Source organism: Oceanobacillus sp. CAU 1775 (genome assembly GCF_054482815.1).
Window position 1 is genome coordinate 272,425 of the sequence record NZ_JBTLRO010000003.1, and the last position, 26,542, is coordinate 298,966.

The window sequence follows — 26,542 nt, forward strand, 5'->3', positions numbered from 1 at the left end:
GTAGCATTTAAATTAGAAATGCTACTCTTTTTAAAATTGTTATTCTTTGACGAGTGGCGGGGTCTTCGTTAAATTATAATTAATAGTAACGTGAGAGAGGAAGAAGAAAATGGAACCAATTATAATAGCTTCCGTACAGGAGAAATTAGATACATTTGTAAATAAGGACGTATACATACATCTAGAAACAACAACAGGCATGTACGCAGGTCTTATGAATAAAGATGCTTTTACGGTAGGGGCATTCATTCGAAATGCAGAAGTAAAATTCACGAACGCTAAGATTGTTAAAGCTGGAAATGTTTTTCGTGTTGGATTGAAAATGGACCTTGGCTGGATTTATGCAGAAGGACTAACAGAATGGACAATAAATAATGGGGAACAACTCCTGCTTGCTGGACATGACGGAGAAGGACGCCTTTTGGTTTCATTACAAATTAGTCAGCATCCATTTAAAAATTAATCATTAAGTTATATCATTTTAAAAATAGGGAATAGGTGATTTATATGGAGAAACATGTGGTTATAATCTATCCTCATCCAGATGATGAGTCATTCGGTGCAGCTGGTACTGCATTGAAGTTCCGATCGGAAGGTACCAAAGTAACTTATATGTGTGGAACGCTAGGGGAAATGGGAAGAAATATGGGGAAACCCAATCTCGCAAATCGAGAAACGTTACCAGAAATAAGAAAGCAAGAATTAATTCATGCCTGTGAAATACTCGATATTGATTTAGAAATGCTTGGTTATCGAGACAAAACCATCGAATTTGAAGATCGTAATGAGATGGCTCTAAATTTAAAAGGGTATCTAGATAAACTGAAACCAAGTCTTGTCATTACACATTATCCGGAGCATGCTGTTCATCCAGACCATAATGCGCTTGGAGCAGCAGCTATTGAAGCTGTTCGCCTGATGGATAAGGGAAGTCGTCCTGTAGTATGGGCACAAGCAATATCAAATGACTTTGAAGAAATACTAGGTGAGCCAGATATCGTAAATGATATTTCTATGTATTTTGATAAAAAAATCGAAGCAATCTATGCACATGCATCCCAAGCAAGCGGGGTACTTTCACAATTCAAAGAACCTGATCAATTAGATGAAGAGATCAAAGAAGAGATTAAAAAGCGTTTTAGCTATGAAAGGTTCTATACATGGAACTTTGAAAACTAAATTGAAACTTTTTAGCTAATAAATCGTAATAAAGATAAAGATATAAAAAGAGATGAACTTTTAAGGAGGAATTTTATGAAAAAACTTACTCGTTCGACAGAAGATAAATATGTAGCAGGTGTACTAGGTGGTCTAGGTGAGTATTTCAATGTTGATGCAACACTACTTCGATTAATTTTTGTCATTGTACTTATCCCTAGCTTTATGACAGTTGCGCTTATTTATCTAGTAGCGGCATTGATTATTCCAAAAGATATTGAGATATTCTAATGAAAAGATTTATAACATCTGTTGTTCTCAACACGATTGCTCTGTTACTAGTTGATCAAATTTTTGAGTCCTTTTATATTGCGGGTATCGGAACTGCAATTCTTGCTAGTATATTATTGGCTATTTTAAATGTGATATTAAAGCCGATATTAATTATTCTAACATTACCTGTTACAGTACTTACATTAGGACTTTTCCTTATTGTTATTAATGCGATTACTTTAATGACAGCACAAGCTTTAATAGGGGAGAGTTTCGTCATTGATGGTTTTGGAATGGGATTAATTGCTTCTATTATCATCTCGATTGTCACGCTTGTACTAGGTGGATTAATAAGAGATTAATCAAATTAATATTTCATTAAAAAATCGTAGGCAAAGTAGCCTACGATTTTTATTTTGCTGTTGCTATGCTAAGATAAAGTAGGAGTAGTAATAGAAAATGATGTATGACATAGATAAGTTATTTTTACTATAGTTGCTGCAATATATAAATTAAAAAACTTAGCTAATTACCTTACATATAAGTTTATAGACCAAAAGATAATCCACTGATTTCAATGATGGAGGGAAAGTTTGATGATAAGAGTCGTACGTACGAAGGATTTACTTGATAACTTTAATTTGACATTAGTTGCGGGAGCGAATGGAATTAATCGTGAAATCATAACAAGTGATATATCACGTCCAGGAATTGAAATAACTGGTTATTTTAAATATTATCCAAAAGAAAGATTACAATTAATCGGTAGGACAGAAATGGCATATTTTCTAGATTTAAAAGAGGAAGAACAAAAAGCTCGAGCGGAGAAATTGTGCACAAAAGATACGCCAGGAATCGTCGTATCTCGTGGGATGGATATCCCGCAGGTTCTCATAGATGCAGCTGATCAAGCAGATGTACCGATATTAAAGTCACCCCGCAAAACAACTCGAGTGATTAGTCGTTTAACGAATTACTTAGAAGATAACTTTGCGCCAAGAACTACCATGCATGGTGTTTTAGTAGAAATATATGGAATAGGTGTTTTAATAACTGGGCAAAGTGGAGTAGGGAAAAGTGAAACGGCTCTAGAACTTGTAAAACGAGGTCATCGATTAGTCGCGGATGACAGTGTTGAAATCAGACAACAGGATTATGAAATGTTATTAGGAAGATCTCCTGAAATCCTTGAACATATGCTTGAAATTCGCGGAGTTGGAATTATTGATGTCATGACATTATTTGGTGCAGGAGCTGTACGAACAGAGAAAAAGGTTTCGATCGTTATTAAACTTGATAATTGGGACGAAACAAAGCAATATGACAGACTTGGCTTGGATGAAGAAACCATTCAAATAATGGATGTTCAAATACCAAAGTTTACGATACCTGTTCGACCTGGAAGAAACTTAGCAGTTATAATCGAAGTAGCTGCAATGAATTGGCGTTTAAAAAGAATGGGAGTAAATGCTGCAGAAACATTTTCCGAAAAACTTACTAATTTAATTGAAAAAGAGAAAAATTATTTAGAATAGGGGTGTTGATTTGATTTTCACGGTGCAACCACTGGACCGGGTAATGTTCGAACTTGGTCCGTTCACAATTTATTGGTATGGAGTAATTATCGCTGTTGGAGCGATGCTAGGTATTTATTTAGCAATGAAAGAATCAGAGCGTCTTGGTTGGAAACAGGACATTATTATAGATTTCGTTGTATTCGCAATTCCAATCGCCATTATCTCAGCAAGAATCTTTTATGTAATCTTCGAGTGGGAAAACTATATTAATGGACCGCTTTGGAGAATTTTTGCGATATGGGAAGGCGGAATCGCCATACATGGTGCAGTATTTGGAGGAGTATTGACTGCTATTGTATTTTCTCGGGTGAAAAATATTTCCTTCTGGAAGCTGGCAGATATTATTGCTCCTAGCTTGATTTTAGGTCAAGCAATCGGTCGCTGGGGTAACTTTATGAACCAAGAAGCACATGGTGGCCCAGTCTCAGATGCGGTTTATAATAACTTCCTACAATATTTACCAGACTTTATTATGAATCAAATGACAATTGGTGGTGTGATGTATCACCCAACATTCCTCTATGAATCTGTTTGGAATATCATTGTCTTTACATTATTAATCATCATAAGAAATCAAAACCCATTACGGGGAGTCGTATTTTTAAATTACTTAATCCTTTATTCAATTGGTCGTTTCTTTATCGAAAGCTTACGGACAGATAGCCTTTACATTATCGAAGGTCTACGCACGGCACAAGTTGTATCTGTTACATTGATTGTAGTTGCGATTATCCTTATATTATACCGCCGCAATCATGAAACGGTTAGATATAAAGACTTGCCAATCGAAAAGAAATCGAAAAAGAAAGGGAAAAAGAAAGGGAAAAAGAAAGGAAAGAAAAAATGAGTATTCGTACCATTTTATTTGATTTGGATGGAACATTAATTGACTCTAATCAATTAATATTCACTTCCTTTAAACACACATTTGACTCTTATAATTTAAATTTTACAGATGAAGAAATATTGGAATTCAATGGTCCGCCATTAATTGAAACATTTACAAAAATTGATCCATTAAGGGTAGACGAGATGGTTGAAACATACCGGGAACATAACAAACTGGTACATGATGAATTTGTAAAAGTTTTTCCCGAGGTTATCGAGACATTAGAAATCTTACAACAAAAAAATATAAAAATGGGAGTTGTAACGACAAAGATGGCTCCAGGGGTAAAGCTAGCGATGGAGTTAACAGGGATCGAAAAATATTTTGGTTCGATTGTAACTTTGAGCGATGTGACGCATGCTAAACCACATCCTGAACCTGTTCTAAAAGCAATGCATGAACTTGGCGGGGTACCAGAAACCACTTTAATGGTCGGAGATAATTCCCATGATATTGAAGCAGGTAAAAATGCTGGGGTGAGAACGGCAGGTGTAGCTTGGGCCCAAAAGGGTAGAGAGCGTTTATTAAGCTATCAACCAAATTATATGCTGGAAAATATGAAAGATATTCTTCAGCTTGTGGAAGTGTAAGCGATGCGAAAAACGAAAAGATACTTTGTAAATGAATCTAATTCTTTATGGCAGATTTACAAAACAGTACCATTCCTTAAAGTCGCTAAAAACTTTATTGTCATTCAAATTGCACGTTATACACCAATTCTTAAAATGAAAAACTGGATGTATCGCAAGTTTTTACGTATGGAAGTTGGTAAAGAAACAGCATTTGCTTTGATGGTGATGCCAGATATTATGTTTCCAGAGAAAATAACAGTAGGCACAAATAGCGTTATCGGATATAACACAACAATTCTTGCCCATGAATACTTGATTAATGAATATCGTATTGGCGATGTTATTATTGGTGATGAAGTTTTAATTGGAGCGAATACAACGATTTTGCCAGGAGTAACGATCGGTGACGGTGCAATTGTTTCAGCAGCCACTTTAGTACATAAAGACGTTGCGCCAGGATCATTTGTTGGGGGTAACCCGATGAAAGTAATTTATACGAAAGAAGAACAAGAACAGCGCGAGAAGTACGGGACCAAAAAAGAAGATCACTAATCCTATCTAAAATGAGGTGTCAATGATGAGCGAAAAATTTATATTAGCTATAGATCAAGGAACGACAAGTTCTCGTGCAATTTTATACAATCATCAAGGTGATATTGTAATGACTGCACAACATGAATTTGAACAGTTTTTCCCTCAACCTGGTTGGGTGGAACATGATGCTAGTGAAATTTGGACTTCTGTATTAGCTTGTATTGCAAATTGCATACGAAAAGCTGATATTTCACCTACACAAATTGCAGGAATTGGCATCACGAACCAACGAGAAACAACTGTTGTTTGGGATAGAGAAACTGGTAAGCCGATTTATCGTGCAATTGTATGGCAATCACGACAAACGGAAACGATTTGTAAAGAATTGGCTGAAGCAGGTCATGAAGAGCTCATTCGTAAAAAAACTGGCTTGTTAATCGACCCTTATTTTTCTGGAACTAAGGTGAAGTGGATTCTTGATAATGTAGAAGGTGCTAGAGAGAAAGCTGAAAATGGGCAATTGCAATTTGGGACAATGGATAGCTGGTTGATTTATAAACTTTCGGGTCATAAAACGCATGTTACTGATTACTCCAATGCTTCCCGTACATTGATGTTTAATATTCATGACTTACAATGGGATGATGAGCTTCTAGAGATTTTACAAGTACCGAAAAACATGCTCCCTGAAGTACGTGAATCATCAGAAGTTTACACAAACACTGTTGGTTATCATTTCTTTGGCCATGAAATTCCAATTGCAGGAATTGCTGGTGATCAACAAGCAGCATTGTTCGGGCAAACATGTTTTGAAAAGGGAATGGCAAAAAATACGTATGGCACAGGTTGTTTTATGTTAATGAATACTGGAACGGAAGCAGTAACTTCAGAGCACGGGCTATTAACAACAATTGCTTGGTCAGTGGACGGGAAAGTAGAATATGCCCTTGAAGGTAGTGTCTTTGTTGCAGGTTCTGCCATCCAGTGGATACGTGACGGACTAGAAATTATTAAAAGTGCACCAGATAGTGAAAAACTTGCGACAAGCGTTGAATCAAGTGATGGGGTATATATGGTACCAGCATTTGTTGGTTTGGGAACTCCTTATTGGGATAGCGATGCCCGTGGTGCAATTTTTGGACTAACAAGGGGAACAAAAAAAGAACATTTAGTTCGTGCAACACTAGAATCACTCGCATATCAATCAAAAGATGTGTTAGACGCGATGATTAAAGATGCAGGAATAGATTTAAAAGCGCTAAGAGTTGATGGTGGGGCTGTGAAAAATGATTTTCTCATGCAGTTTCAAAGTGACTTAATGGATGTGCCAGTTGATCGTCCTGTTATTCAAGAAACAACTTCTCTTGGTGCCGCTTATTTGGCTGGTTTAGCGGTTGGCTTTTGGGAGCATAAAGATGAGCTTGTAAAACGTTGGGAAATTGACAAGCAATTCACAAGTAAGATGGTTGCTGAAGAGCGAGATAAACTATATGGCGGTTGGCAGAAAGCGATCGAAGCAACAAGAGTATTTAAATGATTATACATGTACTAAATGATATAATAACTGATAGATAATAGTTGTTAAACAGACATTCGCAAAAGTTTTAATCCTATAGATTAAGTACTTTTGCGATTTTTTATCTTTTGGTTTGTATCCTTGAAGAAAAGGAGTGGATATACTTGGGTTCTTTATCTAGTTTTGAACGTAAAACGACTTTAGAAAAAATGACTACCGATTTTTATGACCTTATTATTATTGGGGGAGGTATAACTGGTGCTGGCATAGCGCTAGATGCTGTAACGAGAGGAATGAAAGTGGCATTAGTTGAAATGCAAGATTTTGCTGGGGGGACATCCAGTAGATCAACAAAGCTTGTTCATGGTGGGCTCCGATATTTACAGCAGTTTGAAGTGAAAATGGTTGCTGAAGTTGGGAAAGAACGTGAAATAGTTTATGAAAACGGGCCACATGTAACAACTCCAGAGTGGATGCTCCTCCCATTCCACAAAGGAAGTAACCTTGGACCACTAACATCGAGTGTTGGTTTAAGGGCTTATGATTTCTTGGCAGGTGTAAGAAAAACGGAAAGACGAAAGATGCTAAATGTTGAGGAAACATTAGAGAAGGAACCGCTATTAAAGAGAAACGGAATCAAAGGTAGTGGCTACTATGTTGAATATAAGACAGATGATGGTAGGCTCACGCTCGAAGTAATAAAAAAAGCGATACAGCATGGAGCAGATGCAATAAACTATTTAAAAGCTGATTCGTTCCTATATAATAGTGAAAATAAAGTAACTGGATTATTGACTGTAGACCAAATCACTGGGTCGAAGCATGAAATACGCGGTAAAAAAATTATAAATGCTACAGGTCCCTGGGTTGATTTTATTCGTGATATAGATAAATCAAAGACTGGCAAGACTTTACTTCTCACCAAAGGAACACATCTTGTTTTTGATCAATCGGTATTTCCTTTACAACAAGCTGTTTACTTTGACACACCAGATAAGCGAATGATCTTTGCAATCCCGCGTGAGGGCAAAGCTTATGTAGGGACAACAGACACAGTCTATGACGGTGAAATGGAAAATCCAAAAGTAACAAATGAAGATAGAGATTATATTCTTGAAGCTATTCATTATATGTTTCCAGATGTAAATATTACTGCAAATGATGTGGAATCTAGTTGGGCTGGCCTTAGACCGCTCATTGCACAGCAAGGAAAAGATAATCCAAGTGAAATCTCTCGTAAAGATGAAATATTTATTTCACCTTCTGGATTAATCTCAATAGCTGGCGGTAAATTAACAGGCTACAGAAAAATGGCAGAAGATATTGTGAACCGAGTAGCAAAGCAATTCAAAGCAGAAGATGGAATCCTCTATTCAGAATCAATGACAAAACATCTACCAATCTCAGGTGGAGAAGTAAACGGATCAAAAGGGTTTATAAAGTTCAAAGAGGAAAAACTCAGTGAAGCATTGGAATTAGGAATAAATGAAATCCTAGCAAAACAAATGATCCAGAGATATGGCGCGAATGTAGATAAACTTTTCCAACTTTATCAGAAAAAACAAGCTGATAAGACCGATGAATTAGATACCCTACTACTTGCAGAATTACAGTATGCTATGGAATACGAAGCAGCTTATAAACCAACTGACTTCTTTATTCGTCGAACGGGAGCACTATTTTTCAATATCAACTTTATAAAAGAAAATAAACAAGCAGTAATTGATTACATGAATAAACAATTAGGATGGACCGAACAACAAAAAAATAGCTACACTACTGAATTAGACCAACAATTGACACTCGCGACTAGTTTTCCTTCTAAATAGTATTTTTAATATAAAAGCATTGCAATCTTATGCAGTGCTTTTTTCATGCTGAAAATTGATGAATAAATTTTTAAAATATTGCTTCAATAGATTGAATATTATGTCACAGTTTAAGATAGCACGATTGAAAGCTCATCAGGTGTAAGCGATTACTAGTGAATAAATTTCTCAGCTCACACAGATAATTTCTTTAAAAAGGATGAAAAAATTGGCAAAGTTTGAACGGAAAATTACTGGTATATTTGAAGAGGTAGTTAGTCATTTGGAAAATGAAGTACGTAATAGCGGATTAAGTATGAATTTAGTTGATGAGAGTGACTTTACGATTGAAGAAACTAAAATAGCGGTCCGTGTTTATGATAAGTACTTTATGAGAAATAGTAGTAGAGCAAGTCTGAGTCTAACGATTGTTGGGAATAGTGATGAAATATATATTTCTGCAATAGGCGCTGGTGGCGGGCATGGAGCTATATTTAACTTTAGTCTTGGTGCAGAAAGTGATATGGTCGCGATCGTAGAGCAAAGCTTGAAAAAACTAAACGCATAGAAGATTTTGTTAAAAAATTGTTATAAAAGTGCGTTTAGGTTGTACAAGGTTAGGGAATAAGTCTAAATGGACTTTTAAATTGGAAAAGAGGGATTAAATAGTGATAGCTGTTCGCGAGATTGAAGCTTTTATTCAAAATAACACGGAAGAATTTCAGTCAATACTTTTATCAGCAGCAGGCAATAAAAATGCCGAAATAAAAAGGATCTTAGAAGCCGGTAATATCGATTTATTAAAGAATGCAGAACAGATTGCATTTTATGTTCTTGGTGATCGTCGTGAGGAGCTTATTTCTTTTGCAGAAGTAGAAGGTATAGCTTGGGCAAAGCATTCATTGACCCTAGCATTCAAATTAGAATGGATTCATGCTATCAGACGCACGTTATGGACTCTCTTAAGTAACCATCGTCTTACAAATATAGATGATTCTACAGTTGAACAATTTTATCAGTTAGAAAAGAAAATAAATGATGGTATTGATGAATTTTTAAATAGCTTTTTTATTAGCTACTCTAAATATAAAGATGAATTACTAATGACGGAAAGAAAGTTAGTTGAGCATTTAACTGTTCCCATCATGCCAGTAACTTCATCAGTTGTAGTTTTACCATTAATTGGAGAATTTGATACGTATCGAATGTCCATTATAGAAGAGAAGATATTTAATGAGATTTCAAGGCTCAAGATTGAATTATTATTTATTGATTTATCTGGTATGCCAGATATAGATGAATTTATTATATCGAACTTTGAAAAGGTATTAGTCGGTATTAAAATGATGGGGTCCAAAGCAGTTTTAACTGGATTACGTCCAAAACTGGCGAAAAGAATAGCAGCTTTAGGGATGCAAGAAATGGTACATATAGAGACGAAAGCAACATTACAACAAGCTCTTAGAGAGTATCTCATTATCGATAGTTAAATGTGTTATAGAAATAGACATAGTAAATCATACAGTAGAACTCATACATTTCTTAAGCAAAAAGCACATTATCTACTTACTCTGAATAAAGCCTTCTTTTTTTATTTCTAAAAAAATGTTTTATCTGTGTAAATAAGGGAATTTAACAGATATCAATACAAAATAGGAAGGAAGATTTCAGTGACTACGACAATGAGTAAACAAAAGAAAGCCAAAACGGGGTGGATTGTTTCTGGAGTAATTGCAGGCGCTTCCTCACTGGTACTGCTTAATAGCAATGCACGTACAAAGGTTAAGGATACTTCCAAGAATGTGAAGGATTCAGTAAATAAATATACTACAGCAATTAAAGAAGACCCAGATGGAGCAAAGAATGCAATTATCACACGCGTTCAAAATGCGACAGAAATCTCGAAAGAAGCAATTAATAAGATTCAAGCAATATTAGATACACAAGTAAAAGACATTAAAGATACGACTCAAAATGTAGTTCAAGAGTCAAAAGATGTTATGTCTAACGTAAAAGACGTAAAATCTGATTTAATGGATGTAAAAGATAGTGCTATAGAAGCGAAAGACGAGTTACTATCTGCAAAAGATGATGTAAAATCGAATAATTGATTTTGATTCGTCTAGCGTAAAATGATATTTGTCATATCAAACTCCCTATATTTAAAGTATAGGGAGTTTTTGATTGTGTTAATCTTCTTTACATATATAAATTAGCAAGCATGATTCCAAGCGTTTCTTCATAAATCTCATCAAATTGAGAAATAGGAAGTGGGTTAACTCCAGTACCAAGTTCGACTGTAAAGCCAGGTCTACGATATTCTTGAATAAACCAATCTTTAAAACCTGCATGACTGTCAACAAATTGAATGGGATCATATCCACTAACCCGCGCATATTCATTTACGATTATTTCCGCTTCTGGTGGCTCGAGCCCTTCATATCCCCAGAAAATTACTTCTCCCTGCGTATGCAGCGCATTTACGCGTTGAAAATTTCTATTATGGGTTAATTCCTCCATTGCAATTGCTTCAGGCTCTGTAAGAGGAGCGAATCCAGGGAAATCTCGTGGCCGAGGAGATGTGGGTTTTCTTTCCGCTTCCAATTCCCAATTTGCCGGATATTGATTATTTAAGTCCACCCCTCGAATATTTGCTTTCCATGTTGAAAAATCAGAGCTGTTATTATTTATCGATAGTACCTCTTCCTCAAACATTTCAGCAGCTCCAGAACCTTCGATAACAAGATCAACTCCATCTGGGTTAACCATCGGTACAGCAGAGAGGTTAGTTTGTATGAAATAAGGCAACATATATAATCCTCTGATCGGCTGATTATTAGTTAGTGATAGAGCATATTGGTTTATAAAACCCATAATTACTGGTGTGGTAATCCATTCATTTGCATGAAAAGAACCATTAACATGTACTTGCTTGTTCCCTGTGCCTATTTGTAATTCAACAAGCTCTTTCCCTAAAACGGAGGTTCCGATATTACTTCTTCTTATAAAAGGATAAACATTAACCAAGCGATTAATATCACGAATCATTTTTTCATAAGTGTAGTTGGAGGGGTCGTTCAATAACATGTTCGTTACTCGTCTAGGAAGTATTAACGTTTGCCCTACTTGTAAGTAATTAGGCTGGATTCTGTCATTAACCCTTATGATGGCTTCCACACTTAGTTGATGTTCTGAAGCAATTTTCCAAAGTGAATCATTTTGCTTTACCTGATAATTTATTGTTTCAAAGCCTGGTAATTGTATACGTTGTCCAATTGTTAACTGTGTTGGTGAAATAGAAGGATTCGATTGGAAAATTAAATCGATGGGGATGTTAAATAATTGGCTATAAAACCAAAAAGAGTCTCCTCGTTGAACATAAACTTCCATATAATCTCTCCTTTAATTAACTAATTAATCGTATGAAATAAGAATTAATTTATTACAGTAAACATAAAATAAAAAATTCATGAATTCGCGAATATTTATACATGAATGGGCCACAAAAACACTTGTAATACACATAATAAAAGGAGGGATATTATGGACAAGAACAACAATCGTAATAACAACCGCAATAACGAGCAAAACAGAAACAAAAATAATCAAAATAATAACGAAGAAGTAGTTAATGTAGAATTCGCGGACGAAAACGAATTCAATGTTGAAAATAACAATCGTAACAATAGAAACAACAACGATAGACAGAATAACAACAGACAGAACAACAATAACAACAACAATCGATAATAATAAAACCAGTCTCAATTTCACTTGAGACTGGTTTTATTATTATTGGATGATTTCTACAAGCGGTACTGTGAAAAAATGATTAAATTTATACCTCTCTAATGAAGTTCAACCACTTTAGAATAAGAAAAGTATATTTCCGAAGCGGATTTATTCACAAAAAATAAATTAGTTTACACAACGCTAATATTTTAATATAAATTGTCTTATATCTTTCATAAACTCATTTGTCGCATTTGAGCGATTCATGTTGTATTATGTTATACTTAAGCATATGTATATTTTAGGAGTAGACAAATGAATAAACTTATGAAAGAAACGAAACAAAAAAATAAAGTATTGCCGTTTATTCCTGATGGAGACTTCTATTTTTCTAAAGGCGTAGAAGCATTTCAAAAGAAAAAGTTCGATTATTCATTGAAATGGTTAAAGAAAGCCGTAGAAGCCAAACCTGACAACCCACTTTATAATTGTCAGATGTCAATTGTTTATACAGAAATCGGCTCTTACCACTCCGCTAATCAGTTATTAAATAATGTCCTGCAGACGAGTAACTATGTCGACTGCTATTATTTGCTTGCAAACAATTATGCCCATCTTGGACTTCTAGCTGATGCAAATAAATTTGCTCAACTATATTTAGAAAAAGAACCTGACGGCGATTTTAGTGAAGAAGCATACACATTGCTTGATTTGATTGATTTTGAAATGGAAGAATATGAAGACGATGACTGGTTACTTGAGGAAGAAGATGACCTTCTAAAATACCAGGAAACCGTTTTTTACTATATGGAAAATGGTGAGTGGGATAAAGCGATGCCACTCATAGAAGAAATGCTTCTTTTATTCCCAGACTATTTAGTTGTAAAGCATGATTATGCTCAAGCACTTTTTTATACTGGTGAGAAGGAAAAAGCAATTCAACTTGAACAAAAAATACTTGATGAAGTAGAACATTCTTTACAGAGTAATTTAAACCTAGCACTATTTTATTATGAAACAGATCAAATGGATGTGTATGAGAAGATAATTAAAAAAGTAATGAATATATATCCACTTCATACAGACCAACAAATAAAATTGGCAGGGATCCTTTCTAAAACAGGAAAGTACAAAGCTGCATATGACCGTTTTAAAACCATTAACAAAAGCTATGCGAGAGGGCATCTGTCTTATTATAAATGGTATAGCCTTGCAGCATATCATATTGGTAAGGAAGAAACTGCAATTGACTTGTGGGAGGAAGGATGTTTGAAGCATAGAGCTTTATTAAATCATGACTTTCCATGGACAGATTAACAAGGCAGATTAATAGACAATTCGACCCTTAAATAATAAGCTATAGATACAGAATATAATTAAAATGAGGCGATATAAATGAGCGAAGAACGTATATATGACGTAATCATAGCTGGTGCTGGACCAGCAGGAATGACTGCAGCGGTTTATGCATCTAGAGCTAACTTAGACACTTTAATGATTGAACGTGGAATCCCTGGTGGTCAAATGGCTAATACGGAAGATGTTGAAAACTATCCTGGCTATGATCATATATTAGGCCCTGATTTATCGAATAAAATGTTTGAACATGCGAAGAAATTCGGTGCAGAATATGCATATGGAGATATTAAAGAAGTTACCGATAACGGTGATTTAAAAACAATAGTTGCTGGAGATAAAGAATATAAAACAAAAACTTTAATTATTGCAACTGGTGCACAGTACAAAAAGCTTGGAATTCCTGGAGAAGAAGAATTAGCTGGACGTGGAGTTTCTTATTGTGCAGTTTGTGATGGTGCATTCTTTAAACAAAGAAACCTTGTTGTAGTTGGTGGGGGAGACTCTGCAGTAGAAGAGGGCGGATATTTAACGCGTTTTGCTGATAAAGTTACCGTCATTCACCGACGTGATGAGCTACGTGCTCAGAAAATCTTACAAGATCGTGCATTTGCGAATGAGAAAATGGATTTCATCTGGGATACAACCGTTACTGCAATTAACGGACCAGAAGGAAAAGTAAGTAGTGTAACATTAAAGAACACGAAAACAGGCGAAGAAACAGAATTACAAACAGATGGAGTCTTCCCATATATCGGAATGGATCCATTGAGTGAGCCTTTCACATCATTAGGAATTACAAATGGTGAAGGATATATTGAGACAGACGAAAACATGGCAACAAAGATTCCTGGCATCTTTGCAGCTGGTGACATTCGAGCGAAAAAGCTAAGACAGATCGTAACAGCAACTGGCGATGGTAGTATTGCTGCTGAAGAAGCGATCGGTTATATAGAGAAATTACCTAAAACTGCGAAGAATGTTTAATAAAAGTGGAAATTTACGAAAAAGTCATTACTTTTTAACCCTACTGTAATGGATTCGAAACAAAGTTGGGGTACACTATATATAACTAATTGACCCCCTTTTAATAGATAAATTAGTTTTTCGCACAGGTTGCTATGACCTGTGCATTTTTTTTGAGCAAAAATGCTTCATAAAATTGGATGATTGTCGTTAGCGAATGATTCATAGTATACTTAAAGAGAAAGCATTTTAAAACTTACATTACGAAAAGCTATATACAAAAAATGAATCCTTATAAGGGGAGCGATAATTATGACAGAGATAGATAAAACGCAAGAATCGGAAACAAGATTGGTTATTATTACGGGAATGTCTGGTGCAGGTAAAACGGTTGCCGTACAAAGCTTTGAAGATTTAGGCTATTATTGCGTAGATAATTTACCTCCTACTTTATTACCGAAGTTTTTAGAACTAATGAAGGATTCAACAAATAACGTAACCAAAGTCGCACTTGTAATGGATTTGCGAGGCCGTGAATTTTTTGATAGTTTATTTGAAGCACTTGATAAACTTAATGAAGAAAATTGGTTAAAAGAACATATATTATTCTTAGATGCAAAAGATACAGCATTAGTAAGTCGTTACAAAGAGACGAGACGTTCTCACCCATTAGCAGTAGGCGGATCGCCACTTAAAGGTATTAGTCAAGAGCGTGAAATTCTTGATGAACTTAGAGGTAGAGCGCAACGAATTATTGATACAACTGATTTAAAACCACGTGAGTTACGAGATAAAATTTTAAAAAAATATGCTCAGGAAGATCAAGAAATCTTTTCAATAAATATGGTTTCATTTGGATTTAAATATGGACTGCCAATTGATGCAGATCTTGTTTTTGATGTACGCTTCTTACCAAACCCACATTATGTCGGTCATCTACAGCCCTTAACAGGATTAAATCCAGAAGTAAGTACGTATATTTTTAAGTGGTCAGATACACAAAAATTTGTGGAAAAAATATTGGATCTTTTAGTATTTACACTGCCACAATATAAGAAAGAAGGAAAGTCACAGCTGGTAATTGCAATTGGTTGTACTGGCGGTCAACATCGTTCTGTAGCACTTGCAGAACACTTCTCTACACTATTATCGCCAAATTACATCACGCATGTCAGTCACCGCGATATTGACAAGAGAAAGGGAAGTTAATATGAACGACAAAAAGAAACAGAAGGTTGTCGTTGTTGGCGGGGGAACTGGCATGCCAGTACTTCTCCGTGGATTAAAAAACTACCCAATTGACCTAGTTGCTATTGTTACAGTTGCTGATGATGGTGGGAGTACTGGGAGACTAAGAACGGAATTTGAAATCCCAGCTCCAGGAGATATTCGAAACGTCATTGCAGCACTTTCCGATGCAGAACCAATGTTAATTAAATTATTTCAACATCGCTTTGACGGTGGAAACGGACTAACTGGCCATTCTTTAGGCAATTTATTACTAGCAGCTATGACATCGGTAACTGGTGGATTCTACGATGGGATAAAAGAAATTTCTCGTGTACTAAATGTTAAGGGAAAAATCTACCCAATTTCCACAGAAAACTTATCGCTTCATGCAAGAATGGAAGACGGGACAATTGTTTCAGGAGAGTCAAATATTCCCCTGTCAAACAAGAGGATTGATGAAGTTTATTTAAGCCCACAACCAGCAAAGCCGTTCGTAAATGCAGTGCAGGCGATTGTTGATGCAGATTTAATCGTCATTGCCCCTGGAAGTTTATATACGAGTATTATGCCGAATTTGATTGTACCTAGTGTACAAGAGGCGTTAGAAATAACAAATGCTAAAATAGTATATGTCTGTAATTTAATGACACAATACGGGGAAACTACGGGATACACTGCTTCTGATCATGTGGAAGCAATTAACCGACACATCGGTAGCGGTATTTTACAATCAATTGTTGTACATAACGAGCCCATTCAACAGACCATCAGACAAAAATATGCTGAAGAGAATGCTGAACCAGTAGTTTATGACATTGAACGATTACTCTCCTTAGGATTAGAAATCATTGAGGGAGATATCATAAAAAAACCTCATCATACTGTAAGACACGATACAGAAAAGATAGCAAAACTACTGTATTCTCTTTTACAAAAATAAACGCTTGAGAATGAGATAATAGGGAGGTGAAGCTAATGTCGTTTGCTTCTGAAATTAAGAAAGAATTAACTGGTATGGAAACAGAAAAAGAAGAACAAATTGCTGAGTTGTCCGCATTGATTCGAATGAATGGCGTAGTTTCCTTTTCAAGACACCATTACACACTCGATGTTCAAACCGAAAATGCAGCAATTGCAAGAAGAATCTATACCTTAATAAAAGCAAATTTTACCCAAACGATTGAAATATTAGTACGAAGAAAAATGAAGCTTAAAAAGAATAATATTTACATTGTGCGTATGAAAGATGATGCAATTTCCTTCCTAAAAGAATTAAAAATAATGGAAGATCCTCATCAAACAATACAAGCAATTTCACCAGAAATAATTAATAATACCGATACAAAGAGAGCATACCTACGAGGTGCTTTTCTAGCTGGTGGTTCCATTAATAATCCAGAAACATCATCTTATCATCTTGAAATCTATAATTTTCACGAGGAGCATAATAACTCTTTGAGTGAATTATTAAATACATTTGGCTTAAGATCCCGAACTTTAGAAAGAAAGCATGGTTTTATCGTTTATATAAAAGAAGCTGAAAAAATCACAGAGTTTCTAAGTTTAATTGGTGCGCATAACGCTTTATTTAGATTTGAGGATGTTCGTATTGTTCGTGACATGCGGAATTCTGTAAATCGTCTCGTGAATTGTGAAACAGCCAATCTGAATAAAACAATTGGTGCAGCGTTTCGCCAGATTGAAAACATAAAGTTAATTGAACGTACGGTAGGACTCGAGCAGCTTCCTGAAAAGCTTCAAGAAATCGCACTTTTGCGAATGGAGCATGAGGATGTTTCTTTGAAAGAACTTGGTGAATTAGTAAGCAATGGCAAGATTTCTAAATCTGGTGTTAATCATCGATTGAAAAAAATTGATGAATATGCAGATAAAATTAGACAAGGGGAATTAATTACGAAATAGAAGATGATAAAAGTCCACTTTTTGTAACCTCGCATTTTTATACCCAGTCTACACGCAACTCGCTTTCCGTTTAAGTTTTGGGAAAGCGAATTGTTATTAGGCGTTAGTAATAGCAACTTACTAATATGAGAAAATGGCAAATGATAATATTTCAATTTGGAAAAAATATACAAAATTAAGTACAAAATGTAATAATTTTGTTTTATCGTTCTCATAATTTTTATTTCATGCTATAATACAAATAATTAGTAATTAAAATTTATGTAACGCAATAAGATAAACTGAAAAAGCAGTTTGGACTGCTTTTTTGAATACTGAATAATGTTAGCGTTTTCTATAACTCAGGGAGGATGAGTGGAGTTGGTTGAGAATACAGTAAAGATAGAGTTAGAAACAGGATTACAGGCACGTCCTGCTGCACAATTTGTGCAAGAAGCAAATCGATATTCTTCGCATTTATTTTTAGAAAAAGATGGTAAAAAAGTGAATGCCAAGAGTATTATGGGCTTAATGAGTTTAGCGATTGCTAATGGTGAAGAAATTAAAATCATAGCAGATGGGCCTGATGAAGAAATAGCAATGAACCATTTAGTCTCCTTCGTAACAAAAGGATAATTGAAGGTTATATGAAAACAAGCGCAATCCCGTTAAATGTTAGGGGATGCGCTTATTTTATTGTGCTTTTTAAAAGCATTTATTATTGATTAGGTTCATAAATATCCCATGCCGTTTTTAGTGAGTCTACCACAAAGTCTGAAACCTCTTCAATGTCAATATTATCTGTTACTACTTTTGAGTGATGTTCTTCATATATTGGTTGTCTCTTATAATACAACTCTTTCATTTCTTCATCGTTTTTCCCTTTAAGAACTGGACGACTTTCGATTAAAATATTTGCTCTTTCTTTCCAAGAATCCCATGATAAATCAAGATAAAATACAATACTCTTGGAGAGACACAGTTCTCTAATTTCTTTCTGTAAAAAAGCTCCGCCACCCAAAGAAATTACTTTTAATCGTTGGTTACAAAATTCTGTAATCATTTCTTTTTCTTTTTCTCTAAAAGTAGCTTCTCCGTACTCTTGAAAAATTTGTGTCGTTGGCATTTGAAATTCTTTTTCAATTTCCTGATCAATATCAATGAAATCCCGGTAAAGTTTCCTTGCGATGGATTTCCCAATCGTCGTTTTACCTACCCCCATAAAGCCAATTAAAACTATATTTTTCTGTCTAAGTGCAACCTGATTAAAAACCATACAACAATCCTCTTCCTACTAATATATTTATATTTTTTAGATATTCTAAAGTTTATTATTGAGTTTTTCTAATTGAAGAATGAGAAGACTAAAATGAGCTTCAGAAATATACGGAGACTCCAGCGGGAGGAAGCTCACCAGCCGCCCGCCAAGCGTGCGTATATTTCCGAAGCGGGTTTATCCTCTCAACAATATTTAACTTTAACAGCGCTAATCTTTAGTTAAACAGTATAATTACAATAATATCTACTTCATAGTATAATCCATCTTTGTTTATATGTAAAAACGGTTCGGATTATCAATAGGAGATAATCCGAACCGTTAAGTGTTCTTAATGAAGCTATTCATTTAGATTCTGATAAATTACTTCGCTTCTTCGTTACGTTCTAAAATTTTGTCAATCAAACCGTACTCAACTGAACGTTGTGCAGTCATGAAGTTATCACGTTCTGTATCACGTTCAATTGTTTCCATAGGCTGTCCAGTCTTGTCAGCTAAAATTTCATTCATACGTCTTTTAATTTCAATAATACGTTTCGCATGAATTTCAATATCAGTTGCTTGACCTTGTGTGCCACCTAATGGCTGGTGAATCATAATTTCACTGTTTGGTAATGCAAAACGTTTACCTTTTTCACCAGCAGCTAGTAGGAAAGCTCCCATAGATGCTGCCATTCCAATACAAATTGTTGATACGTCAGATTTAATGAAGTTCATCGTATCGTAGATTGCCATACCAGCTGTAATCGATCCACCTGGTGAGTTGATGTAAAGAGAGATATCTTTTCCTGGATCTTCAGCTTCTAAGAATAGTAGCTGTGCAACAATTGAGTTTGCAACGTTATCATCGATCCCGCTTCCTAGTAAAATAATACGGTCCTTCAAAAGTCTTGAATAAATATCATATGCACGTTCCCCGCGGTTTGTTTGTTCAATAACTGTAGGTACTAAATTCATAAACAAATTCCTCCTAGTAAACAAATTTTCTTTGTAAATCTAATTTTATCATATATCATTGGTCAATGAAGGTCAAACAAAAACGTTCAATAAAAAAAGAACTATATCCAAGCTTTCCCATTTCTAATATTTATAAACCGAATTGCTTTTTTATCCATAGATTCAAGCTTGTAAGAGATTTGGATAAAGGTTATAATATGGATTGTGTAATTTTTCGTTGGATAATCGAATTTTAACGAAGTTTCATTTTTGCGCCCATAGCTCAGCTGGATAGAGCACTAGTTTCCGGTACTAGGTTTGTCGGGGGTTCGAATCCCTCTGGGCGTGTTATACTAATAGATGAGCAAGTGAAAAGTATTTCTTTTCACTTGTTTTTTTATGCGTTTTAACTATTAATTTTTATTCTACTTATCATTTCTGCGATATTTCTTTTCTTATAATTTCTCTTGCCAGTCGATCAGCAATGTAATTTTCTTTCTCAGGAATCCATTTAATAAAGAAATAAGGAAAATCTTTCTTTAACTCTCGAATCTCTGTTAAAAAGGAAGAAAAGATATGATTTTTTGTGTGGTCCTTCTCAATTGTGTCAACAACTACTTTAGAATCTGTACGAAAAGAAAGTATTTCTTCAGGAAAGTTTTTCTTGCAAATTTCTAATGCTTTTATAACTGCGAGAAACTCTGCTTCATGGTTGGAAAGGTTCTCTTGAAAGAAACTATACTCATGAATTTCTTTATTCTTTTTTATCGCAATCCCCATGCCACTAGGCCCAGGGTTACCTCGTGAAGCTCCATCTGTATAAACTTCAATCAATCAATAGCAACCTCCTTATGAACAATACTTATAGAATATTATAAGCTATTTGTTATTTTAAGTAAAAATCTAAAACAAATTTGAAGTAGCAAGAATGCTGTTATATAACCTTTGTTTTGTTGTTTTTTCTTTTATTAGGAAAATAAACAAGACATATAATATTAAATGACTTGCCATATTAATTAATATTCAGTATATTATAAACACAGAGTACTCCAACTTCGAGGGGGGATGGTATGTCAGAAGTAATTTTAGAACTTAAAGAATTAAGTACTCATTTTTTTACAGATAGTGGAGAAATCCCTGCGGTGGATAAAGTTAGCTTTAAAGTTCATAAAGGAGAAGTAGTCGGAATTGTAGGAGAGTCTGGGAGTGGAAAGAGTGTTACTTCACTTTCAGTCATGCAATTAGTTCCAAGCCCACCAGGTCGGATCGTCGGCGGGGAAGTGAATTTTAAAGGTCAAGATATAGCACATGCATCTGAAAAGAAAATGAAACAAATTCGCGGTAATGAAATTTCGATGATTTTCCAAGAGCCAATGACATCATTAAATCCATTATTTACAATTGGAAATCAGATGCGAGAAGCAATTCGTATTCACCAAAAGGTCAGTAAGAAGTTTGCAACTCAAAAAGCGATTGAAATGCTTAAAATGGTAGGTATTCCAAGAGCAGAAGCTATTGTAAATGAATATCCTCACCAATTATCGGGTGGAATGCGTCAGCGTGTAATGATAGCGATGGCTATGTCTAGTGATCCAGAACTTTTAATAGCGGATGAGCCAACGACAGCATTAGACGTGACGATTCAAGCGCAGATATTGGACTTAATGAAGAACTTAAATAAAGAAGAAGATACAAGTATTCTACTCATTACACATGATTTAGGTGTTGTTGCAGATATTTGCGATAGGGTAGTTGTAATGTACTCTGGACAAGTTGTAGAACAAGGCACAAAACGTGAAATTTTAAAAGATCCACAGCACCCATATACACAAGGACTAATTAAATCACTACCCAAAATTCATGGAAGAGATGAAAAATTATACTCAATTCCAGGAACGGTAGCACGTCCAAAGGTTGGGCAGGTAGGATGTAGATTTGCTCCACGCTGTGAGTTCGCTTTTGATAGATGTTTTAATGAAAATCCTGAATTATATAAACTAGAAAACGGTCGTGAAAGTCGCTGCTTTTTACATGCCGAAGAGGAAAGGGAGCGATTAGCCAATGCAACAGCCTCTACTAGAAGTTAAAGGATTAAAGAAGCACTTCCCTATTCACGGGGGTGTTTTAGGAAAAAAAGTTGGAGATGTGAAAGCGGTTGATGATGTTTCCTTCGAAGTAAGAGAAGGTGAAATTCTCGGTATTGTTGGAGAGTCTGGCTGTGGGAAATCAACAACTGGAAAAGCTATTTTAAGATTGATTGAACCAACAGAAGGTGAGATTTGGTTTGAAGGTGAAGAAATTACTAATATTTCTCCAGAAGAAATGCGTAAGTTAAGAAGGAATATGCAAATAATTTTTCAAGATCCATACGCATCTTTAAACCCACGTCATACAGTTGAGAAAATTATTGGAGAACCTTTACTTATTCATGGAATGAGTTCGCGCGCTGAAAGAAAAGCAAGAGTGCAAGAACTATTAGAAGTTGTCGGGCTTAGTGCTTATCATGCTACAAGGTACCCACACCAGTTTAGTGGTGGACAAAGACAACGTATTGGGATTGCTAGAGCGCTTGCGAATAATCCCAAGCTAATCATTTGTGATGAACCTGTATCCGCATTGGACGTTTCCGTGCAATCACAAATACTTAATTTGATGGAAGATTTAAGAGATGAATTTAATTTAACCTATGTATTTATAGCGCATGATTTAAGTGTCGTAAAGCATATTAGTGATCGTGTTGGCGTAATGTACTTAGGAAGAATGGTAGAACTTGCCGATAAGGATGATCTCTATGCATCTCCTAGACATCCATATACACAAGCATTATTATCTGCAGTTCCAGACCCTGATCCAGATGTTGTTCAGGATAGGATCATTTTACAGGGAGATGTTCCAAGTCCTGCAGATCCGCCAAGCGGTTGTGCTTTTCATACCCGCTGTCCAGTAGCAATGGACATATGTAGTAAGGTTCGACCAGAATTTCAGCCAGTTGATGATAATCATTTTGTTGCTTGTCATTTATATGGTGATAAGCAGTAAAATATATATTTTTCAAAAAAACAAGGGGGTAAGTAAATGAAATTTCGATTAACGTTTTTAGCTATCTTGATGCTAGCTTTTGTACTAGTTTTAGCAGCATGTAGCGGCGATGGTGGAGCAGATCCAGAAGACACGGATACAGACACTACCGAAGATACGGATGATGGAGAAGAGACTACTGATGATGATGGGGAAACTGACGGTGAAGAAACGGCGTCTGGAGACCAGATTCTAGTATTTGCTAGAGGTGGAGATTCAGAGAGTCTTGACCCATCAGCTACATCTGACGGGGAATCTTCAAGAGTTACGCAACAAGTTCTAGAAGGGTTATTAACTTTTGAAAAGGATTCATTTGAATTACAACCTGGTCTTGCACATGATTGGGAAGTTTCTGATGACGGATTGAAGTACACGTTCTATCTAGAAGAGGGAGTTACTTTCCACGATGGAACAGACTTTAATGCAGAAGCAGTAAAAATTAACTTTGAAAGATGGGCAGATCCTGAGCACGAATACGCATTTGCAGATGATGGCTATGTGTATGTACTTTACGGAACAATGTTCGGTGGGTACAAAGGTGATCCAGGACATGTAATTGATGAAATTAATGTTGTAAATGATCATGAAGTTGAATTTATTTTAAATCAGCCACTTGGATTCTTCTTACAGAATCTAGGGATGAGCTACTTTGCAATGATGTCTCCTGCAGCACTAGAAGAATATGGACCATCAATTAATGAAAACCCAGTAGGGACTGGTCCGTTTAAATTCGTAAGCTGGAGCAGAGATGATTCTATTATCCTTGATAAATTTGAGGACTATCGTAAAGAAGGTTTACCAAAGCTTGATCGTGTAATATTTGAAGTTATTCCAGATAACGCTGCAAGATTAATTGCACTTCGTTCTGGTGAAATCGATATTATGGATGGACTAAATCCAGACGATGCAGCTGGAGTAGAAGCGGAAGATGGACTTGAATTATTAACAAGAACTGAGAACAACTTTGGTTATGTTGGTTTCAACACACAAAAAGCGCCATTTGACCAAGTAGAAGTGCGTCAAGCATTTAAACATGCAGTTGATAACCAAGCAATTGCTGATGCTTTATATGCTGGTTACGCAACGACTGCTAAGAATCCTTTACCACCAGGATATCTTGGTTATAACGATGATGTAGCAGCTTTCGAATATGATCCTGAAAGAGCTAAAGAGTTACTAGCAGAAGCAGGATTTGAAGATGGTATGGAAATCGAATTATGGACAATGCCGGTTGCAAGACCATATATGCCAGATCCAGAAACAGTTTCACAAATTGTACAAAGTAACTTGGCAGATATCGGTGTTACAGCAACAATTGTTCGTGAAGAATGGGCTCCATATCTAGAGAAAACATTAGCTGGAGAGCATCAGCTCTTTATCTTAGGTTGGTCAGGTACGAACGGAGATCCTGATTACTTCTTAAGTAGTCTTCTACATGGCGACGCAATTGGAAGTAGTAACCGTTCATTCTATGAAAACCCAGAAGTTGATGAATTATTAGATGCAGCTAAACGTGCTGTTGACCAGGACGAACGTGCAGATCTTTATGCACAAGCTCAAGCTATAATCTCAGAAGATTCACCAATGATTACACTTGTACACTCTCGACCAGTGATGGCTACGACTAGTAATGTTATAAACTACGTGCCACACCCATCAACAAGTGAATCATTAGCAGAAGTTGAATTACAGAATTAATAACTAAAAAGAAAATCAGGGGTAGTAGTTAAGTGCTACTATCCCTTCTCTTTTATTGGGAAGAAGTCTTAAGAGAATGAGGGTGAAAAGATGGTTACCTATATAATTAGACGCTTGCTTATGCTTATACCAGTATTGATAGGAATGACTTTAATCACATTCTCCATCGTGCACTTAATTCCTGGAAATCCAGCTCAAGCGATATTGGGAGAAGCAGCCACCGCCCAAGCAGTTGCAGATTTAGAACAAAGTATGGGGCTGAATGAACCTTATTTTATACAATACGGTCATTATGTTCTTGATTTACTTCAAGGGGATCTTGGAACTTCCTTACGATCCAAAGGAGAAATATCTACTGAAATTATACCTTACATAGCGGCTACATTTGAGCTAACTGTATTTGCTATGATTTTCGCGATCGTTATCGGTGTTAATGCGGGAATTATCAGTGCTTGGAAGCAAAACTCATGGTTTGATTTATTAGCAATGTTATTTGCTTTAATTGGTGTTTCCATGCCTGTATTCTGGTTAGCTCTAATGGAGCAATGGGTGTTTGCGCAAGAATTGGGTTGGCTTCCAGCGTATGGAAGGCAAAGCAGTCGAGATCCAATTGCTGCAATTACACATTTATATGTACTAGACTCATTGATTCATCTAGATTTCTCTAGAACGATTACTATTTTGAAGCACTTAATTTTACCAGGTATCGCACTAGGAACCATTCCAATGGCGATTATTGCACGTATGACAAGATCTAGTATGTTAGAGGTTATGAAGTCTGACTACATTCGTACGGTTCGTGCAAAAGGTTCTGGTCAATTTTTAGTTATCTATAAGCATGCATTAAAGAATGCGATGATTCCAGTACTTACTGTTATCGGTCTTCAATCAGGTGTTTTACTTGGTGGAGCAATTCTAACGGAGACAATTTTCAGTTGGCCGGGTATTGGTCGCTATATATATGAAGCCATCAACTACCGAGATTATCCTGTTATTCAATCGGGTATCCTTGTAGTCGCATTTATCTTCGTAATGATTAATTTATTTGTAGATATTCTTTATAAAAAAATTGATCCACGGATTAAATACTAGGGGGTGCTGCATATGAAAACAGAAGTAAAAAATTCAGAACAACTAGTACCTAATCCTGCAAGTCGTGATCAACATATAGATACGGAAGAAATAGAAGCTGTCTCTCCCTGGAAGGATACCTTAAAGCAACTCTCAAGGAATCGTTTTGCAATTATTGGCTTTGGGATTATCGGATTCTTTATCTTAGTTGCAATAATAGCGCCGTTCTTTACTTCTTTCGCCTACGAAGAACAAAATCTTGTCGATCGATTAGTTCCTCCATCAGCTGAATACTGGTTAGGAACAGACCATTTAGGTAGAGATATGTTTACAAGACTTGTGTATGGTGCGAGAGTTTCCTTGATGGTTGGATTCTTTGCTGTTACAGGTGCATTGGTATTTGGGACATTATTAGGAATTATTGCTGGTTATTTTGGACGCTGGATTGATATGGTTATTTCACGTATCTTTGATATCCTTTTAGCATTTCCTAGTATTCTTCTAGCAATTGCGATTGTTGCTATTTTAGGAGCATCATTAGAAAATGCGCTAATTGCGATTGCTATTATTAATATCCCTATCTTTGGTAGACTTGTTCGTTCAAGAGTTATTAGTTTGCGAGAAGAAGAATATATCATGGCTGCAAAAGCCCAAGGAATGAAACACGGTAGAATAATCTTTCAGCATATATTACCAAACAGTATTGCGCCGATTATTGTTCAATCAACCCTTGGATTTGGTACAGCTATCCTAGAGGCTGCGGCACTTGGATTCTTAGGTTTAGGTGCGCAACCACCGACTCCAGAGTGGGGGCAAATGCTTGCGGATTCGAGAGATTTTATCCAGCTAGCACCTTGGACGGTTGTCGTTCCTGGTATAGCCATCGTTCTTGTCGTATTAGGTTTTAACTTAATTGGAGATGGCTTGCGTGATGCATTAGATCCGAAAATGAAAAATTAATAGGAAAACT

General features: G+C 35.8%; 29 protein-coding genes and 1 tRNA gene. 26 read left to right on the plus strand and 4 right to left on the minus strand.

What is annotated here, in order from left to right; all coding sequences use genetic code 11:
• Window positions 1–109 precede the first annotated feature (109 nt).
• From ACXYMZ_RS07470 to ACXYMZ_RS07530, 13 genes are all read left to right on the plus strand, one after another.
• Window positions 110–463: a YojF family protein gene (locus ACXYMZ_RS07470; RefSeq protein ID WP_458947759.1), complete on the plus strand. Its 354-nt coding sequence runs from the start codon at window positions 110–112 to the stop codon at window positions 461–463.
• 44 nt (window positions 464–507) lie between these two features.
• Window positions 508–1,179 (plus strand): bacillithiol biosynthesis deacetylase BshB2, encoded by a 672-nt coding sequence (bshB2, locus tag ACXYMZ_RS07475; RefSeq protein WP_458947760.1) that lies wholly within the window; start codon window positions 508–510, stop codon window positions 1,177–1,179.
• A gap of 75 nt (window positions 1,180–1,254) precedes the next feature.
• On the plus strand, window positions 1,255–1,449 hold the full coding sequence (locus ACXYMZ_RS07480; RefSeq protein WP_458947761.1) for a PspC domain-containing protein: 195 nt from the start codon (window positions 1,255–1,257) through the stop codon (window positions 1,447–1,449).
• Complete coding sequence (locus tag ACXYMZ_RS07485; RefSeq protein ID WP_458947762.1) at window positions 1,449–1,793, plus strand: phage holin family protein; 345 nt, start codon at window positions 1,449–1,451, stop codon at window positions 1,791–1,793. Before ACXYMZ_RS07480 ends, ACXYMZ_RS07485 begins: the two co-directional genes overlap by 1 nt.
• A 234-nt stretch (window positions 1,794–2,027) precedes the next feature.
• Entirely contained in the window at window positions 2,028–2,966 is a 939-nt protein-coding gene (hprK, locus tag ACXYMZ_RS07490) for an HPr(Ser) kinase/phosphatase (RefSeq protein WP_458947763.1), read from the plus strand.
• Between the two features lie 10 nt (window positions 2,967–2,976).
• Window positions 2,977–3,855 (plus strand): prolipoprotein diacylglyceryl transferase, encoded by an 879-nt coding sequence (gene lgt, locus ACXYMZ_RS07495; protein WP_458947764.1) that lies wholly within the window; start codon window positions 2,977–2,979, stop codon window positions 3,853–3,855.
• The gene (ppaX, locus tag ACXYMZ_RS07500) at window positions 3,852–4,487 is read left to right on the plus strand and encodes a pyrophosphatase PpaX (protein ID WP_458947765.1); all 636 of its coding nucleotides are present in this window, start codon (window positions 3,852–3,854) and stop codon (window positions 4,485–4,487) included. The genes lgt and ppaX overlap by 4 nt, the downstream gene beginning before the upstream one ends.
• A gap of 3 nt (window positions 4,488–4,490) precedes the next feature.
• Window positions 4,491–5,021 (plus strand): acyltransferase, encoded by a 531-nt coding sequence (locus ACXYMZ_RS07505; RefSeq protein ID WP_458947766.1) that lies wholly within the window; start codon window positions 4,491–4,493, stop codon window positions 5,019–5,021.
• A gap of 25 nt (window positions 5,022–5,046) precedes the next feature.
• Window positions 5,047–6,540 (plus strand): glycerol kinase GlpK, encoded by a 1,494-nt coding sequence (glpK, locus tag ACXYMZ_RS07510; protein ID WP_458947767.1) that lies wholly within the window; start codon window positions 5,047–5,049, stop codon window positions 6,538–6,540.
• Between the two features lie 143 nt (window positions 6,541–6,683).
• Window positions 6,684–8,348 carry a glycerol-3-phosphate dehydrogenase/oxidase gene (locus ACXYMZ_RS07515; RefSeq protein ID WP_458947768.1) on the plus strand — a complete coding sequence of 555 codons (1,665 nt, stop codon included), beginning with the start codon at window positions 6,684–6,686 and terminating at the stop codon, window positions 8,346–8,348.
• A 208-nt stretch (window positions 8,349–8,556) separates the two neighbouring features.
• The gene (locus ACXYMZ_RS07520; protein ID WP_458947769.1) at window positions 8,557–8,895 is read left to right on the plus strand and encodes a DUF6054 family protein; all 339 of its coding nucleotides are present in this window, start codon (window positions 8,557–8,559) and stop codon (window positions 8,893–8,895) included.
• A 100-nt stretch (window positions 8,896–8,995) separates the two neighbouring features.
• On the plus strand, window positions 8,996–9,817 hold the full coding sequence (locus ACXYMZ_RS07525; RefSeq protein WP_458947770.1) for an STAS domain-containing protein: 822 nt from the start codon (window positions 8,996–8,998) through the stop codon (window positions 9,815–9,817).
• A 180-nt stretch (window positions 9,818–9,997) separates the two neighbouring features.
• Window positions 9,998–10,438, plus strand: a complete 441-nt coding sequence (locus tag ACXYMZ_RS07530) for a hypothetical protein (protein ID WP_458947771.1) — start codon at window positions 9,998–10,000, stop codon at window positions 10,436–10,438.
• 88 nt (window positions 10,439–10,526) lie between these two features.
• On the opposite strand, the gene ACXYMZ_RS07535 is transcribed toward ACXYMZ_RS07530, so the two are convergent.
• Window positions 10,527–11,717, minus strand: a complete 1,191-nt coding sequence (locus ACXYMZ_RS07535; RefSeq protein WP_458947772.1) for a M14 family metallopeptidase — start codon at window positions 11,715–11,717, stop codon at window positions 10,527–10,529.
• A 153-nt stretch (window positions 11,718–11,870) separates the two neighbouring features.
• On the opposite strand from ACXYMZ_RS07535, the gene ACXYMZ_RS07540 reads away from it, so the two are divergent.
• From ACXYMZ_RS07540 to ACXYMZ_RS07570, 7 genes are all read left to right on the plus strand, one after another.
• Window positions 11,871–12,077 (plus strand): hypothetical protein, encoded by a 207-nt coding sequence (locus ACXYMZ_RS07540; RefSeq protein WP_458947773.1) that lies wholly within the window; start codon window positions 11,871–11,873, stop codon window positions 12,075–12,077.
• A 297-nt stretch (window positions 12,078–12,374) separates the two neighbouring features.
• Window positions 12,375–13,376, plus strand: coding sequence for a tetratricopeptide repeat protein (locus tag ACXYMZ_RS07545; RefSeq protein ID WP_458947774.1), 1,002 nt, complete (start codon window positions 12,375–12,377; stop codon window positions 13,374–13,376).
• A gap of 78 nt (window positions 13,377–13,454) precedes the next feature.
• Window positions 13,455–14,402, plus strand: a complete 948-nt coding sequence (trxB, locus tag ACXYMZ_RS07550) for a thioredoxin-disulfide reductase (protein WP_458947775.1) — start codon at window positions 13,455–13,457, stop codon at window positions 14,400–14,402.
• A gap of 291 nt (window positions 14,403–14,693) precedes the next feature.
• On the plus strand, window positions 14,694–15,590 hold the full coding sequence (gene rapZ, locus ACXYMZ_RS07555; protein ID WP_458947776.1) for an RNase adapter RapZ: 897 nt from the start codon (window positions 14,694–14,696) through the stop codon (window positions 15,588–15,590).
• A gap of 1 nt (window position 15,591) precedes the next feature.
• Complete coding sequence (locus tag ACXYMZ_RS07560) at window positions 15,592–16,551, plus strand: gluconeogenesis factor YvcK family protein (protein ID WP_458947777.1); 960 nt, start codon at window positions 15,592–15,594, stop codon at window positions 16,549–16,551.
• Between the two features lie 35 nt (window positions 16,552–16,586).
• Window positions 16,587–17,534, plus strand: coding sequence for a DNA-binding protein WhiA (whiA, locus tag ACXYMZ_RS07565; RefSeq protein ID WP_458947778.1), 948 nt, complete (start codon window positions 16,587–16,589; stop codon window positions 17,532–17,534).
• A gap of 360 nt (window positions 17,535–17,894) precedes the next feature.
• Window positions 17,895–18,149, plus strand: coding sequence for an HPr family phosphocarrier protein (locus ACXYMZ_RS07570; RefSeq protein ID WP_458947779.1), 255 nt, complete (start codon window positions 17,895–17,897; stop codon window positions 18,147–18,149).
• 82 nt (window positions 18,150–18,231) lie between these two features.
• Here the strand turns inward: ACXYMZ_RS07570 and ACXYMZ_RS07575 are convergent, their stop codons facing one another.
• Together ACXYMZ_RS07575 and clpP are read right to left on the minus strand one after the other, a co-directional pair.
• Complete coding sequence (locus tag ACXYMZ_RS07575) at window positions 18,232–18,789, minus strand: shikimate kinase (RefSeq protein WP_458947780.1); 558 nt, start codon at window positions 18,787–18,789, stop codon at window positions 18,232–18,234.
• A 363-nt stretch (window positions 18,790–19,152) separates the two neighbouring features.
• Window positions 19,153–19,746 (minus strand): ATP-dependent Clp endopeptidase proteolytic subunit ClpP, encoded by a 594-nt coding sequence (gene clpP, locus ACXYMZ_RS07580; protein ID WP_458947781.1) that lies wholly within the window; start codon window positions 19,744–19,746, stop codon window positions 19,153–19,155.
• Between the two features lie 251 nt (window positions 19,747–19,997).
• Between clpP and ACXYMZ_RS07585 the strand changes: the two genes are divergently transcribed.
• Window positions 19,998–20,073 (plus strand) — tRNA-Arg (locus ACXYMZ_RS07585).
• 84 nt (window positions 20,074–20,157) lie between these two features.
• Here ACXYMZ_RS07585 and ACXYMZ_RS07590 read toward each other — a convergent pair.
• Window positions 20,158–20,559: a ribonuclease HI family protein gene (locus ACXYMZ_RS07590; RefSeq protein WP_458947782.1), complete on the minus strand. Its 402-nt coding sequence runs from the start codon at window positions 20,557–20,559 to the stop codon at window positions 20,158–20,160.
• A gap of 236 nt (window positions 20,560–20,795) precedes the next feature.
• Here ACXYMZ_RS07590 and ACXYMZ_RS07595 point away from each other — a divergent pair, with 236 nt between their 5' ends.
• The 5 genes from ACXYMZ_RS07595 to nikC all read left to right on the plus strand — a co-directional run bounded on the left by ACXYMZ_RS07595 (window position 20,796) and on the right by nikC (window position 26,532).
• Window positions 20,796–21,812 carry an ABC transporter ATP-binding protein gene (locus ACXYMZ_RS07595; RefSeq protein WP_458947783.1) on the plus strand — a complete coding sequence of 339 codons (1,017 nt, stop codon included), beginning with the start codon at window positions 20,796–20,798 and terminating at the stop codon, window positions 21,810–21,812.
• Window positions 21,787–22,764: an ABC transporter ATP-binding protein gene (locus tag ACXYMZ_RS07600; protein ID WP_458947784.1), complete on the plus strand. Its 978-nt coding sequence runs from the start codon at window positions 21,787–21,789 to the stop codon at window positions 22,762–22,764. Before ACXYMZ_RS07595 ends, ACXYMZ_RS07600 begins: the two co-directional genes overlap by 26 nt.
• 36 nt (window positions 22,765–22,800) lie before the next feature.
• Complete coding sequence (locus tag ACXYMZ_RS07605; protein WP_458947785.1) at window positions 22,801–24,501, plus strand: ABC transporter substrate-binding protein; 1,701 nt, start codon at window positions 22,801–22,803, stop codon at window positions 24,499–24,501.
• A 90-nt stretch (window positions 24,502–24,591) separates the two neighbouring features.
• A complete protein-coding gene (locus tag ACXYMZ_RS07610) occupies window positions 24,592–25,593 on the plus strand; it encodes an ABC transporter permease (RefSeq protein ID WP_458947786.1) in 1,002 nt (333 codons plus the stop codon).
• 12 nt (window positions 25,594–25,605) lie between these two features.
• The gene (nikC, locus tag ACXYMZ_RS07615; RefSeq protein WP_458947787.1) at window positions 25,606–26,532 is read left to right on the plus strand and encodes a nickel transporter permease; all 927 of its coding nucleotides are present in this window, start codon (window positions 25,606–25,608) and stop codon (window positions 26,530–26,532) included.
• The last annotated feature ends 10 nt before the right edge of the window (window positions 26,533–26,542 follow it).